This is a genomic window from Allobosea sp. Tri-44, from assembly GCF_004123845.1.
GTDB lineage: Bacteria > Pseudomonadota > Alphaproteobacteria > Rhizobiales > Beijerinckiaceae > Allobosea.
This window is the reverse complement of record NZ_NBDP01000015.1, coordinates 106,187-119,971: the sequence shown is the minus strand read 5'-3', so window position 1 is coordinate 119,971 and position 13,785 is coordinate 106,187. Positions and strand designations below refer to the sequence as shown.

The following is a 13,785-nucleotide window of genomic DNA, read 5'->3' as shown; positions in this document are numbered from 1 at the left end:
GGGAGTGCGCCTAAGCGAGCTGTGTGCCCCCGAAGCGTGCTTGTAACCGCGATGTAACCACGGGCTTTCGGAGCCATTCAGAATTTGCCCCGAACCGCCCAAGCCCGAAAAGCAAAAAGCGCCGGGAAACCCGACGCTTACGTGCCTCTCAAGCCTTAAGATTGTCTGGAGCGGGCGAAGGGATTCGAACCCTCGACCCCAACCTTGGCAAGGTTGTGCTCTACCCCTGAGCTACACCCGCATCCGAGACAGTCGCGCCGTGTTGGCGGCGCGGCCGGGTTATTGCCCCAAAGCGGCGGGAAGCGCAAGCGCCTTGTTGCAGGAATTTCACACAGAGCTGTCCGGGGGCCAATTCCGCCCATTGGAATCTGGACTTCCCAGCTTCTCTTTCCGATCCTCTGGCTCAAGTGGGAAAGCAGGATCGAGATGGCGAAGGCGGCGGTGAGAGGCACGGCCAGGCGATTCGGGCGCGGCTTGCGCCATGTCGCATTGAGCCTGGCGGCGCTCGCCCTTGTCTGCGTGCTGGCGATCGTTGCCGGTGCCCTGCCGTTCGGTTCAGAATCAGCCCAGCCCGGCGAGCGAAACGTCACGATCTATGTCGCGAGCAATGGCTTCCACACGGACATCGTGCTGCCGACGGTGGGCGCAGATAAGGATTGGCGGCCGCTGCTGGCGGTCTCGCCGCTGACCGAGCCCTATCGCGACGCGCCCTTTGTCGCCTTCGGCTGGGGCGCCGAGACGGCCTATACCGAGCTCGGCACCCTGGCCGATCTGTCGTTGGGCTTGATCCTGAAATCCACCGCCTTCGACCGCTCGGTCGTGCATGTCCAGCCGGTGGCGGCGGTCCGGACGGGGACGGATCTGCGCAGCTTCACGATAAGCGAGGCGGGCTATCGCGCGCTGGTCGGCCATGTCGAGGCCAGCCTTCAATTGGACGAGGCGGGCGGGCCGGTGATCCTGCCCGGGGTCAGCCATGGCGCCGGCGACGCCTTCCTGCGCGGGCGCCATCGTTTCTGGCTGTTGCGCAGCTGCAATGTCTGGGTCGGGGAGGGCCTGCGCAAGGCAGGCCTGCCGATCGGGCTCTGGACGCCGCTGGCGCAATCGCTCATGTGGTCGCTCGGCCCCGGCGATGCCGAGGAGCGCTGACCAGAAAGCCCGAGCCGCCCGGATGAATTTCGCCCTGCCGATCGATGTCCCAAAGCCGGCGGCGCCCGCCGACCTGATCGCCACGCTCGACGCGCTCGGCCTCGCGACCACGCGTATCGACCATGTCGCGGTCTTCACCGTCGCCGAATCGAAGGAATTGCGCGGCAAGGTTCCCGGCCACCACACCAAGAACCTGTTCCTCAAGGACAAGAAGGGGAAGCTCTTCCTGGTCTCGGCGCTGGAAAGCACGCGGATCGACCTGAAGCGGCTGCACGAGACACTCGGCGCCAGCGGGCGGCTTTCCTTTGGCTCGGCCGAGCTCCTGATGGAGACGCTGGGCGTGACGCCGGGCTCGGTCACCGCCTTTGCCGTGATCAACGATCGCAGCGGGCGCGTCACCATGGTGCTCGATGCCGCCCTGATGGACGGCGAGCGCATGAACTTCCACCCGCTGGTCAACACGGCGACGCTCGGCATCGAACGCGATGATATGCTGGCCTTCCTGCGGGCCGTCGGGCACGAGCCGATGATCGTTGAACTTCCGGTGCCGCCTGACGATGGACAGAACGGCTGAAGCCACCCATCTATGGGGCGACCCGCTATGGCGGGCCTCCGGTTTTTCAAGTCGACAGATTGCTAAGCGAAGGACGAGCCATGCTGGTCAATGGCGATGCGGCCCCGGCCAAGGGGATGATCAAGGACACGACGACGCAGGGCTTCCGCCAGGATGTCATCGCCGAATCGATGAACCAGCCGGTGCTGGTCGATTTCTGGGCGCCGTGGTGCGGCCCGTGCAAGCAGCTCACCCCGGTGATCGAGAAGGTGGTGGGCGAGGCCGGCGGCAAGGTCAAGCTGGTCAAGATGAACATCGACGAGCATCCGGCGATTCCCGGCCAGCTCGGCATCCAGTCGATTCCCGCGGTGATCGCCTTCCAGCGCGGCCAGCCGGTCGACGGCTTCATGGGCGCGCAGCCCGAGAGCCAGGTGAAGGCCTTCATCGAGAAGCTCGTTGGGCCGATGGGTCCCGGGCCGATCGAGGAGGTGCTGGCAGCTGCGGCGGAGGCTCTGGAGGCAGGCGACGCCGCCGGTGCGAGCGAACTCTATGCCGAGGTTCTCGCAGCCGAGCCGGAGAACGTCGTGGCGATCGCCGGCCTGGCCCGCCTGCATCTCGACGGCGGTGACATCGAGGGCGCCAAAGGCTTTCTCGCCATGATCCTGGAAGCGAAGGCCCAGGACCCGGCCGTCGCGGCGGTCAGGGCCGCGGTCGAGCTCGCCGAGCAGGCCGCCTCGCTCGGCGACACGGCCGAGCTCGAGGCCAGGCTCGCGGCGAATCCGAAAGACCATCAAGCCCGTTTCGACCTGGCGCTGGCGCTGAACGCCCGTGACAAGCGCGAGGAGGCGGTCGATCATCTGATCGCGATCATCAAGGCCGATCGCAAATGGAACGATGATGGCGCCCGCAAGCAGCTGCTGCAGTTCTTCGAGGCCTGGGGCCCGATGGACGAGCACAGCGTCACTGGGCGGCGCAAGCTGTCGGGCCTGCTGTTTTCGTGAGGAGAGAGGAGCGCGAGCCGATGGGCATGAACGCGGTCTATTCCGGGCCGGAGGACTGCCCGGCGGTGATCCCGTTGTTTCCGCTGGCGGGTGCGCTGCTGCTGCCGCGGGGCCAGATGCCGCTCAACATCTTCGAGCCGCGCTATCTCACCATGATCGACGATGCGCTGCGCACGCACCGCGTCATCGGCATGATCCAGCCCGAACCGGAGAACGGGCGCCAGTCGCAGGTGCCGGCGCTGCTCCAGGTCGGCTGCCTCGGACGTATCACCCAGTTCGCCGAGACCGGGGATGATCGCTACGTCATCACGCTCACTGGCGTCGCGCGCTTCCGGCTGGAGGAGGAGCTCTCCGTCACCACGCCTTACCGCCAGGCCCGAATCGCCTATGATGGCTTCACGATCGATTTCCAGGCGCGCGCCGGCGAGGATGAGGTCGATCGCGCCGCTCTGCTCAAGGCGCTGCGCAGCTTCGCCAAAGCCAACGAGCTGAAGATCGACTGGAAAGGCGTCAACGAGGCGCCGAACGAGGCGCTGGTCAACGCCCTCTCGATGATGTGCCCGTTCGGCCCGCGCGAGAAGCAGGCGCTGCTGGAGGCGTCGAGCTTGAAGAGTCGGGCCGAGGTGCTGGTCGCGATCACCGAGATCGAGCTGGCGCGGGGCGGCTCCGACCCGGAGACGACGCTGCAGTGAGCGTCGCTGCCCAGCCTATTTTCGGCGAACAGCCGGCCACCTATCCGCCGCGGCGCTCGATCGTCGCCTGGATCTTCTTCGACTGGGCGGCGCAGCCCTTCTTCACGCTGGTCACCACCTTCGTCTTCGCGCCCTTCTTCGCCTCGGCGCTGGCGAGCGATCCGGCGCAAGGGCAGGCGCTGTGGGGCTATGCGACGGGTCTGGCCGGGCTCACCATCGCGCTGCTCTCGCCGCTGCTCGGCGGCATCGCCGACAAGACAGGGCCACGCAAGCCCTGGATCGCCGTGTTCGGCGCCATGCTGGTCATCGGTTCCGCGATGCTCTGGTATGCGAAGCCGGGTTCGCCCTGGGCGGTGCCGATCGCGCTTGCCGGTTTTATCATCGGTACAATCGGTGCCGAATTCGCGACGACCTTCAACAATGCGATGATGACGCGGCTGGTGCCGCCGGAGCGGCTGGGGCGGCTCTCCGGCACCGGCTGGGCGGTCGGCTATCTCGGCGGGCTGGTCTCGCTGGCGCTGACACTCGGGCTTCTCGCCGCCGATCCGCAGACCGGCAAGACCCTGGCGGGCCTGTCACCCTTGTTCGGGCTCGATGCCGCCGCCCGCGAGGGCGATCGCTTCTCGGGCCCGCTCACCGCGCTCTGGTTCGTGATCTTCGTTACGCCGATGTTCCTGCTGACGCCTGATACGCCGCGTAGCGGTGTCCCGCTGAAAGAGGCCGCCGCCGGCGGCTTGGCGCGGCTCAAGGCGACGGTGGCGGAACTGCCGTCGCTACCGGGGCTCGGTCGCTTCCTGCTGGCCAACATGATCTATCAGGATGGGCTGGTCGCGCTGTTCGCCTTCGGCGGCATCTACGGTGCCGGCGTCTTCGGCTGGCAGACGATCGAGCTCGGCGTGTTCGGTATCCTCCTGACCGTCACCGGCACGCTCGGCGCCTTCCTCGGCGGCAAGCTCGATGATGCCGTCGGGGGCAAGCTGGTGATCCTCGGCGCCGTCGCCTGCCTGCTCTTTGCCTGCATCGGCATCCTCTCGCTCGGGCCGGGGCAGGTCGCCTTCGTGATCGAGGCGGCGCCGGCGACACCCGGCGACGGCCTCTTCGCCTCGCTGCCTGAGAAGGTCTATCTGGGCTTGGGCCTGTTGATCGGCCTCGTTGCCGGGCCCCTGCAGGCATCGTCGCGCAGCCTGCTCGCCCGGATCGCGCCGCCGGCGCGGATCGGCGAGTTCTTCGGCCTGTTCGCGCTGGCCGGCAAGGTGACCTCGTTCCTGGGGCCGACTTTGGTCGCGCTGGCGACGACGATCTTCGCAAGCCAGCGTGCGGGCCTGGCCGTGCTGATCGGTTTTTTCCTGCTGGGCGGCTGGCTGCTAGCCGGGGTGAAGGTCAGGCGGTCCTAGCCTTTCGCCCGGGGCAGCCCGGCATCGCTACAGACTCCAGCTGGCAGCAAGCGCGCTATCGTGGCCCGCAGGCGGCTTCGAAGCCTGACTGCGCGGGAGGATGGCAGTGCGGATCGTGGAAATGGACGCGCCCGCGGGGCGGGGCGCCCAGCTGAAGCAGGTGGCGACCGGCGACAATCTGGTCGCGCCGCAGGCCGTGCTGAAATGGTATGAGATCGCAGAAGCAGGCATCAAGGCTGCGACTATCGCGCTGGCACGAGAAGCGGCCGAAGGTTTTGCGGCTCGCCGGCACGGCGAGGTCGGCTTCGCCATCCTGCATCGCTGCGGCGAGCATTTCCATTTCCTGCTGCTCTGTACCTGGCGCGGCACCAATGAGCTCTGGGAAACCGTGCAGTTCATCGACGAAGGCATGACGGCGTTCGCGCCGTTCGATGCGCCGCATGCCCATCGCGGGACGTTCTGCATCTGGGAGATGACGGCGGTCTCGCACGAGACCGCGGCCTGGCGGAGGTTCCTGCTGTCGCCGCGCAGCGAGGCCGATCTCGAGGCTTATCTGACCAGCCGCTACACCGGCGAGGCGTGAAAGAGCGTCATTCTCGGGCGGAGCGAAGCGCAGACCCGAGAATCTCGTGACCAGAGAGAACTGGTTTCCGGGATGCTCGGGTCAAGCCCGAGCATGATGACCTGTATCAAGGCAGCGCCTTCAGATACCTGACCGGCCGGCCCGGCGCGGCTGCGTTCGCCGCGTGCACGATCGCGTTCGCGTCGATGCCGAAATGGCGGTAGAGGTCGGCGACCGTGCCGGTCTGGCCGAAATGCTCGACGCCGAGCGCCTTCTGCCTGTGGCCGTGGACGCTGCCGAGCCAGGCCAGCGTCGCCGGATGGCCGTCCAGCACCGAGACGATGCCGCAATCGCGCGAGAGCTCGCCGAGCAGGCGCTCGACATGGCTGGTGGCGGCATGGTTGCCGCGCTGGCGCGCCCGCTCCGCTGCCTGCCAGCCGGCGTTGAGCCGGTCGGCCGAGGTGATGGCGAGCAGTCCGACATCGCGGCGGTCCTCGCCGAGCAGGCCGACGGCCTCGATCGCCTCGGGCGCGACGGCGCCGGTATAGGCGATCACGACGGAGGCGTTCGGGCCGGGCTTACGCAGCCAGTAGGCGCCATCTATGATGTCGCGCTCCAGCTCCGGCGTCATCGCCCGTTTGGGCTGCTCGACCTGGCGGGTGGAGAGGCGCAGATAGACCGAGCCGCCGGTCTCGTCGCGCAGCCAGGTGCGCTCGTCCGGATCGCCTTCGCCATCCTTCTGCAGGTACTCGAACGACCAGCGCATCATCACGGCGAGCTCGTCGACGAAGGCCGGCTCGAAGGCGCAGAGCCCGTCCTGGCTCATGCCGATCAGCGGCGTCGCGATCGACTGGTGCGCGCCGCCCTCGGGCGCCAGCGTGACACCGGCCGGCGTCGCGACGACCATGAAGCGGGCGTCCTGGTAACAGGCATAGTTCAGCGCATCGAGGCCGCGCGAGATGAAGGGATCGTAGAGCGTGCCGATCGGGATCAACCGCTCGCCGAAGATCGAATGCGACAGGCCGAGTGCCGAGAGATTGATGAACAGGTTCATCTCGGCGATCCCCAGCTCGATATGCTGGCCCTTCGGCGAGAACTCCCATTTCTGCATCGAGGGGATGCGCTCGTCCTTGAAGGTGTCCGCCATCGAGGCCCGCGCGAACAGGCCGCGCCGGTTGACCCAGGGGCCGAGATTGGTCGAGACGGTAACGTCCGGCGCGGTGGTGACGATGCGGTCGGCGAGCGGGCCGCCGAGCTTGGCGAGTTCGTCGAGCACCTTGCCGAAGCCCATCTGCGTCGACATCGTCGCCTGGACGCCGGCTTCGAGCTTGGCCGGAACCGGCAGAGTCGGGGCCGAATGGCGCCGGCGTCCCCTCGCGAAGAACGGCACCTTGTCGAGGAAGGCGCGGACGTCCTTCTCCGGTAGCGTCAGCCCCTCGAACAGGTCCCATTCATGGCCGGGCCGGACCCTGTTGGCGGCCTTGAAGCCTTCCATCTGCTCCTTGGTCATCAGCCCGGAATGGTTGTCCTTGTGCCCGGCCAACGGCAGACCGAAGCCCTTGACCGTATAGGCCAGGAAACAGACCGGCCGGTCGTGGTCGACAGCCTCGAAGGCTTCGAGCAGCGAGGGCAGATCGTGGCCGCCGAGATTGCACATCAGCTTCGACAGGTCGGCGTCGGAACGCTTCTCGATCAGCTTGGTGACCGGGCCCTGATCGCCGAGATCGTCCATCAGGCGCTTGCGCCAGGCCGCGCCGCCCTGGAAGGTCAGGGCCGAGTAGAGCTGGTTCGGGCAGGAATCGATCCACGCTTTCAGCCGCTCGCCGCCCTTTTCCTTGAAGGCGGCCTGCTGCAGCGAGCCGTATTTCAGCGTGACGACATCCCAGCCGAAGTTCTTGAACATCTGCTCGAAACGGTCGTAGAGGCCCTCGCGGATGACCGCGTCGAGCGACTGGCGATTATAGTCGATCACCCACCAGGTGTTGCGCAGGCCATGCTTCCAGCCCTCCATCAGGGCTTCGAAGATGTTGCCCTCGTCGAGCTCGGCATCGCCGATCAGCGCGACCATGCGACCTTCGGGCGCGTCCTTGGCCCAGCCATGCGCCTTCACATAGTCCTGGACCAGCGAGGAGAAGAGCGTCTGCGCCACGCCGAGACCGACGGAGCCGGTCGAGAAATCGACGTCGTCTATGTCCTTGGTGCGCGAGGGATAGCTCTGCGCGCCCTTGTAGCCGCGGAAGTTCTCGAGCTTCTCCTGCGTCTGCAGACCCATCAGATAGTTGATGGCGTGGAAGATCGGCGAGGCGTGCGGCTTCACCGCCACCCGGTCCTGCGGCTTCAGCGCGGCCATGTAGAGCGCCGTCATGATCGTCGCCAGCGAGGCCGAGGAGGCCTGGTGGCCGCCGACTTTCATGCCATCGCCATTGTCGCGCAGATGGTTGGCGTTGTGGATCGTCCACGACGCGAGCCAGAGAATCTTCTTCTCGAGCTCAGCAAGGATGGGCAGACGGGGATCGGACATGATGGCCTCCAGCGCAGGCCATCATGCATGGTTCGCGTGGTGAAGGCAGCTAAAGATCAGCTCCCGCGCCGCCGGATTTGGCGGAAACCACCAAGATCGCCGGCAATTCCTATTGAGGCGGCTGCTGCGGCAGGAGCCAATTCCTGAAGTCCTCGGCAAAATTGCCCGTCAACCGATCGATCGGGGGCGCAAGGAAGGCTGCATCGACGAGCGTGCCGCCTATGCCTTCGCCGGCGCGCGCGATCGACCGCTGCCCAGGGTGAGACAGGATCGGCGTGCCGGTCTTGGCGTCGATGATCATCACACCCGCAGTCATCTCATGCGGGCCCCCGACGAGGATGCGCTGGATGATCGAGGTTAGGCGGAGCTCGCGCAGCGCCACGACGACCTTGACCGGTCGCTGGCCGGCGAGCACTGGCCTGAGTTCGTGTTCGAGAGCGGAGGAAATCTTGTCCGACGCGGCTTTGGCGATGAAAGTGCGCGCTTCCGGCGTCTTCGACAGCTCCTCCGCGTCCTGTTCCGGCAGGCCCTTGCTGCGGGCATAGGCGCGGTCGCCATCGCCCCACCACAGGGTCGTCGCCGGGGCGATCTCGACCGTCACCGTCGTCAGGCGGAGTGTCTCGACCTGTTGCGGTGTGAGCGGGTTCGGGACGGTGGCGCAGCCGGCGAGAGCTGCCGCGAGAAGGCAGAGCGAAAACAGGCGGTTGAGCATGTCGGGATCCGAGAGGAGGGAGCCCGACTAGACCTGAGTCGGCCTCCCAAGCCAGCGCTCGCCAACGCTGAAAACGCAGCAAAATTACAACCGTGACGGGAATGTCACAATTATTGCCCGGCTACTTCCGCTCTTGGTGGTTTCCGCTAAGTTCGCGGTGGCCTGCGAGGGAAAATGCCAGAGTTCAAGCTCGACGATATTGATCGCCGCATCGTCCAGGCCTTGCAGGCGGATGGGCGGATCAGCGTGCAGGAGCTTGCCGGCAAGGTCGGGCTGTCGCCGAGCCCCTGCGCCAGGCGGGTGCGCCTGCTGGAAGAGGCCGGGATCATCGAAGGCTATGTCGCCATCGTGAACCAGGAGAAACTCGGCCTGCCGGTCTCGGTCTTCGCCTCGATCAAGCTGGAGCGGCAGCGCGAGGAGGAACTCGACCGCTTTGCGGCGGCGGTCTCGCGCTGGCCCGAAGTCGCCGACTGCTATCTGATGACCGGCCAGCGCGATTACCTGCTGCGCATCATCGTCAGCGATCTTGCCGCCTATGAGCGCTTCCTCAAGGACAAGCTGACGAGGCTCGACAACGTCGCCTCGATCGAATCGAGCTTCGCGCTCGGACGGGTGAAGCGCTCCTATTCGGTGCCGGTCGAGCTGGGCCGGGGCTAGCCGGCTCATCCGTTTCCGAACCGCGTCCGGTATTCGCCCGGCGCGACGCCATAGCGGCGCAGGAAGGCGCGGCGCAGGCGCTCGTCATCGCCGAAGCCGGCGCGGGCTGCGATCTGCTGGATGCCGAGCTCGCTTTCTTCCAGGAGGTCGCGGACGAGATCGAGCCGGACCGCCTCGACGGCCTTGGCCGGACTCATGCCGGTCTCCTGTGCATAAATCCGGGCGAAATGGCGCGGGCTCATCGCCATGATGTGGGCGAGCTCCGGCACGGAGAGATCGCTGGCGGCGTGCTCGCGCATATGGGCGTGCAGGCGCTCGAAGCGGCCGGCGGCATCGCGCGACTGGCGCTGCAATTCGCCGCTGAACTGCGACTGGCCGCCGGGGCGCTTGAGGTAGAGCACGAGGTCGCGCGCCAGATCGAGCGCCGCCTTGCGGCCGAGATCCTCCTCGACCATGGCGAGCGCCATGTCGATCCCGGTCGAGACGCCGGCCGAGGTCCAGATCCTGCCATTGCTGACGAAGATCGCGTCGGGCGTGACGGTGGTCGCCGGATGGGCCGCGCCGAGCCGGTCGGCATATTCCCAATGTGTCGTCGCCTCGCAGCCGTCGAGCAGGCCGGCGGCGGCGAGGATGAACGCGCCGAGGCAGATCGAGCCGAGGCGGCGGACCTTGCCGCTCTGCTCGCGCAGGAAGTCGAGCAGCGCTTCCGAGTCGGCCGCTTCCAGGGCCGAGCGCCCGCCCGAGACCAGCAATGTGTCGACCGGCTGCGCCGCGGCCTCGGCCAACGTGACGCTCGGCAGCGGCACGCCGGCATCGGTCTCGACCCGGCCGCCATGCTCCGAGGCGAGGGTGATCTCGTAGACAGCGCTGCCATCGGCGCGCTTCGCGTCGTTGAAAACCTGCAGTGGCCCGGTGACGTCGAGCAGCTTGGTGCGCGGGAACAGCACGATCACGACGCGGATCGGCGCTGGAGCTGCTATGGCAGGAAACGAGGTCATCTTGTCATTTATGACATCGCCTGATCATGACATCCAGCCTTGGCCACGAGAGGAACGACGCCATGCTGCAACTTCGGCCGAACTGCGAACTCTGCGACTGCGACCTGCCGCCAGCCTCGCTGGAGGCACGCATCTGCAGCTATGAGTGCACTTATTGCGCGGAATGCGCCGAGAAGACGCTGGAAAACGTCTGCCCGAGTTGCGGCGGCGGCTTCGTGCAGCGGCCGATCCGGCCTGTCAGCGACTGGGGCGGGCTCGGCCTCGGGCTCGCCAACCGGCCGGCCTCGACCGAGCGCCATCATTCGCAATGGACGCAGGAGCAGCGGCGCGAGCGAACCGAACTGCTACGCAACGTGCCGCCGGCCCAGCGCTGAAACTCAGCGCCGCTCGAAGTCGCGATGGACGTCGTGGGTGACGATCCCCGCGCCGTCCGGCGGGATCGTCAGCCAGTCCTTGCGGGTCAGCGTCTGCTTGGTGTCCTCATAGCCGGAGTGCCAGTGATCCTTCATCGAGGTGCGCGAGAACTCGTGGTCCTTGGCGTGACTCTCATAGCTTTTCTGCTGGTAGATCAATTGCAGGATGGTGTGCTCGGGGATCAAGGCGAGCTCGTCGCGGAGCTTGCGGTCCTCCTCGCTCAGGGCATCCTCGGGGATGTGGGTGAGGGCCTCATGGGTCTTCTTCTTCCAGCCCTGCAGGGTCTGGAACAGATCGGTGACCATGCGGGTGCGCGAGGAGTACATGATGTCCTTGTGGCGGCCCATCACGTCCTGCATCGTGCGCGGCATCGGGCCACGCGACGAGAACAGATCGACCTGGAAGATCAGCGAATTCAGCGTGTCGTCCTGGGCGAGCAGGTGCGCTAGCGGCGTGTTGGAGACGATGCCGCCGTCCCAGTAGTGCTCGGTGCCGATCTGCACGGTCGGGAAGGCCGGCGGCAGCGCGCCGGAGGCCATCACATGCTCGGGCGTGATCTCTTCCAGCGTGTTGTCGAAATAGACGAAGTTGCCGGAGAGCGCGTTGACGGCGCCGACCGAGAAATGCGTGCGCTTTTCGTTGATCAGGTCGAAATCGACCAGCTCGAGCAAAGTCTCGCGCAGGGGTGAGGTGTCGTAGAAGCTGGTCGCGTCAGTGGCGCCGGCTGGTGCGAGCCAGGCGCTGGTGCGGCGTGGTTCGAAGAAGCCGGGCTGGCCGAGCACCGTGGTCATGAATGACGAGGTCGCGTTGCGGGCCTGGCGGAAGATGTCGCCTTCGGGCGTGAACCACCAGACCTTGCGATCGGTGATGCGGTTCCAGAAGGTTTCCAGCCGCTCGAGCCGGCGCTCGCGCGGGTTGCCGGCGATCAGCGCCGCGTTGATCGCACCGATCGAGACGCCCGAGACCCAGTCCGGGGCGATATCGGCTTCGTGCAGGGCCTGGTAGACGCCAGCCTGATAAGCGCCGAGCGCGCCGCCACCCTGGAGCACCAGCGCGACACGGTCGCAACGCTCGGGGCGCCAGCCGAGATGACGTTCAGCGGAGGACGGCGAAGGCGCAAAAGGGGCGTTCATGGCGCGGTTTCCGTTCGCTCGGTTTTTGGGGAGAGCTGGATTTCGCCCATGTCTGATGGGCAGGCGGTGACAGGCATGTGACGCGGGCAGGATTGGATATCGGTGTCACGTCCCCGTCAGACAAGCTTCATCGCCCCGTCAGCTTGCTCTTCCACCTCAGCGGCATGGACCTTGCGACGCAGCATCGCGTCGTGTTCGCGCGGCTGGAGATCAAAAGCATGCTCAAGGGCAAGACTGCCGTCGTCACCGGCTCGACCTCGGGCATCGGGCTTTCCATCGCCCGCGCCTATGCAGCCGAGGGCGCCAACATCGTCATCAACGGCTTCGGCGAGCCGGATGCGATCGAAAAAGAGCGCGCCGGAATCGAAGTCGATTTCGCGGTGAAGGCGCGCTATTCGCCGGCCGACATGGCCCATGGTGGCGCGATCGCTGCGATGATCGCCGAGGCCGAGGCAGAGTTCGGCGGCGTCGATATCCTCGTCAACAATGCCGGCATCCAGTTCGTCTCGCCGGTCGAGGAATTCCCGGTCGAGAAATGGGACGCGATCATCGCGATCAACCTCTCGGCGGCCTTCCACGCCATCCGCGCGGCGCTGCCGGGGATGAAGCAGCGCAAATGGGGCCGGATCATCAATACGGCCTCGGCCCATGCGCTGGTCGCCTCGCCGTTCAAGAGCGCCTATGTCGCCGCCAAGCACGGCATCGCCGGGCTGACCAAGACGGTCGCGCTCGAGGCGGCGACCTTCGGCATCACCGCCAATGCGATCTGCCCCGGCTATGTCTGGACCCCGCTGGTCGAGAAGCAGATTCCGGAGACCATGGCGGCGCGCGGCCTGACCAAGGAGCAGGTCATCAACGACGTGCTCCTGCATGCCCAGCCGACCAAGCAGTTCGTCACCAGCGAGGAGGTGGCGGCGCTCGCTGTCTTCCTCGCCTCAGATGCGGCAAAGTCGATCACCGGTGTCATCCTGCCGGTCGACGGCGGCTGGACCGCGCAGTAGTCGTCTGCTTAGGCATCGCACTGTCGTCATTGCGAGCGCAGCGAAGCAATCCAGGGGCGGCAGCACTCCACGTCCCCCTGGATTGCTTCGTCGGCTACGCCTCCTCGCAATGACGGCGTGCTGCGAGCCATCGCTTCTTCCGGCCCAGCGAGGACAAGCCCATGAACCGCCAGCAGATCCTCGACCTGCCTTCGATGCCGCTTGCCGGGCCGAGCTATCCGGCCGGGCCGTACCGCTTCATCGACCGCGAATACATGATCATCAGCTACGAGACCGATCCGGAGCTGATCCGCCATCATCTGCCCGAGCCGTTGATGCCGATCGCGCAGCCGGTGGTGCACTATGAATGGATCAAGATGCCGGATTCCTCCGGCTTCGGCACCTATACCGAGACCGGGATCGTCATCCCCTGCATGTTCGGCGACGAGGAGGTCAGCTTCGTCTCGCAGATGTATCTCGACATCGAGCCGCCGATCTCGGCCGGCCGCGAGATCTGGGGCTTCCCGAAGAAATACGCCCACCCCAAGCTCGAAGTGGTCAAGGACACGCTGACCGGCACGCTCGAATATGCCGGTCAGCAGGTCGCCATGGGGACGATGGGCTACAAGCACGAGAGCCTCGCCGGCAACGGCGTCAAGACCACCGCGATGCTGACCAAGACCCAGGTCAACCTGAAGATCATCCCGGGCGTCGACGGCGAGCCGGAGATCTGCCAGCTCGTCGCGCTCAACCTCACCGACATCACGGTGAAGGGCTCCTGGATCGGGCCCGGCCGGCTGCACCTCGTCCCGCACGTCAATGCGCCGGTCGCCGACCTGCCGGTGCGCAAGGTGCTCGGCGCGCATCACTTCATCGCCGACCTGACCCTGCCGTTTGGCCGCAAGATCCACGATTACATGAAGGGGTGAAACCCGCATGCCGTCAGTCTCAGGCGGAGCGAAGCGCAGACCCGAGAAACTCGGGACCAATAGGCACTGGTTTTCGAGATGCTCGGGTCAAGC

The 13,785-nt window shown here is 66.2% G+C and carries 14 protein-coding genes and 1 tRNA gene; 10 read left to right on the top strand and 5 right to left on the bottom strand.

All coding sequences use genetic code 11. The annotated features are described in order from the left end of the window. Positions 1–166 precede the first annotated feature (166 nt). Positions 167–241, bottom strand: a tRNA-Gly gene (locus B6S44_RS10035). Between the two features lie 185 nt (positions 242–426). Between B6S44_RS10035 and B6S44_RS10030 the strand changes: the two genes are divergently transcribed. From B6S44_RS10030 to B6S44_RS10005, 6 genes are all read left to right on the top strand, one after another. Beyond that, on the top strand, positions 427–1,146 hold the full coding sequence (locus B6S44_RS10030) for a TIGR02117 family protein (RefSeq protein WP_129156763.1): 720 nt from the start codon (positions 427–429) through the stop codon (positions 1,144–1,146). A 22-nt stretch (positions 1,147–1,168) separates the two neighbouring features. Continuing rightward, positions 1,169–1,720: a prolyl-tRNA synthetase associated domain-containing protein gene (locus B6S44_RS10025; RefSeq protein WP_129156762.1), complete on the top strand. Its 552-nt coding sequence runs from the start codon at positions 1,169–1,171 to the stop codon at positions 1,718–1,720. Positions 1,721–1,800: 80 nt separating this feature from the next. Beyond that, on the top strand, positions 1,801–2,700 hold the full coding sequence (trxA, locus tag B6S44_RS10020) for a thioredoxin (RefSeq protein WP_129156761.1): 900 nt from the start codon (positions 1,801–1,803) through the stop codon (positions 2,698–2,700). 20 nt (positions 2,701–2,720) lie between these two features. Beyond that, positions 2,721–3,392, top strand: coding sequence for an LON peptidase substrate-binding domain-containing protein (locus B6S44_RS10015; protein WP_129156760.1), 672 nt, complete (start codon positions 2,721–2,723; stop codon positions 3,390–3,392). Beyond that, entirely contained in the window at positions 3,389–4,786 is a 1,398-nt protein-coding gene (locus B6S44_RS10010; RefSeq protein ID WP_129156759.1) for an MFS transporter, read from the top strand. The genes B6S44_RS10015 and B6S44_RS10010 overlap by 4 nt, the downstream gene beginning before the upstream one ends. Before the next feature lie 121 nt (positions 4,787–4,907). Next, positions 4,908–5,369, top strand: coding sequence for a hypothetical protein (locus B6S44_RS10005; protein ID WP_129156758.1), 462 nt, complete (start codon positions 4,908–4,910; stop codon positions 5,367–5,369). A 106-nt stretch (positions 5,370–5,475) separates the two neighbouring features. On the opposite strand, the gene B6S44_RS10000 is transcribed toward B6S44_RS10005, so the two are convergent. Then, on the bottom strand, positions 5,476–7,869 hold the full coding sequence (locus B6S44_RS10000) for a transketolase-like TK C-terminal-containing protein (protein ID WP_129156757.1): 2,394 nt from the start codon (positions 7,867–7,869) through the stop codon (positions 5,476–5,478). Between the two features lie 109 nt (positions 7,870–7,978). After that, positions 7,979–8,581: a hypothetical protein gene (locus B6S44_RS09995; protein WP_129156756.1), complete on the bottom strand. Its 603-nt coding sequence runs from the start codon at positions 8,579–8,581 to the stop codon at positions 7,979–7,981. Positions 8,582–8,755: 174 nt separating this feature from the next. Here B6S44_RS09995 and B6S44_RS09990 point away from each other — a divergent pair, with 174 nt between their 5' ends. Further along, complete coding sequence (locus B6S44_RS09990; RefSeq protein WP_057191519.1) at positions 8,756–9,238, top strand: Lrp/AsnC family transcriptional regulator; 483 nt, start codon at positions 8,756–8,758, stop codon at positions 9,236–9,238. A gap of 5 nt (positions 9,239–9,243) precedes the next feature. Here the strand turns inward: B6S44_RS09990 and B6S44_RS09985 are convergent, their stop codons facing one another. Further along, positions 9,244–10,236 carry a GlxA family transcriptional regulator gene (locus tag B6S44_RS09985; protein ID WP_129156755.1) on the bottom strand — a complete coding sequence of 331 codons (993 nt, stop codon included), beginning with the start codon at positions 10,234–10,236 and terminating at the stop codon, positions 9,244–9,246. Positions 10,237–10,298: 62 nt separating this feature from the next. On the opposite strand from B6S44_RS09985, the gene B6S44_RS09980 reads away from it, so the two are divergent. Then, positions 10,299–10,610, top strand: a complete 312-nt coding sequence (locus B6S44_RS09980) for a DUF1272 domain-containing protein (RefSeq protein WP_129156754.1) — start codon at positions 10,299–10,301, stop codon at positions 10,608–10,610. Between the two features lie 3 nt (positions 10,611–10,613). On the opposite strand, the gene B6S44_RS09975 is transcribed toward B6S44_RS09980, so the two are convergent. Then, the gene (locus B6S44_RS09975; RefSeq protein WP_129156753.1) at positions 10,614–11,783 is read right to left on the bottom strand and encodes a patatin-like phospholipase family protein; all 1,170 of its coding nucleotides are present in this window, start codon (positions 11,781–11,783) and stop codon (positions 10,614–10,616) included. A 218-nt stretch (positions 11,784–12,001) separates the two neighbouring features. Here B6S44_RS09975 and B6S44_RS09970 point away from each other — a divergent pair, with 218 nt between their 5' ends. Further along, positions 12,002–12,784 carry a 3-hydroxybutyrate dehydrogenase gene (locus tag B6S44_RS09970; protein WP_129156752.1) on the top strand — a complete coding sequence of 261 codons (783 nt, stop codon included), beginning with the start codon at positions 12,002–12,004 and terminating at the stop codon, positions 12,782–12,784. 161 nt (positions 12,785–12,945) lie between these two features. Continuing rightward, positions 12,946–13,692: an acetoacetate decarboxylase gene (locus B6S44_RS09965; RefSeq protein WP_129156751.1), complete on the top strand. Its 747-nt coding sequence runs from the start codon at positions 12,946–12,948 to the stop codon at positions 13,690–13,692. Positions 13,693–13,785: the final 93 nt, after the last annotated feature.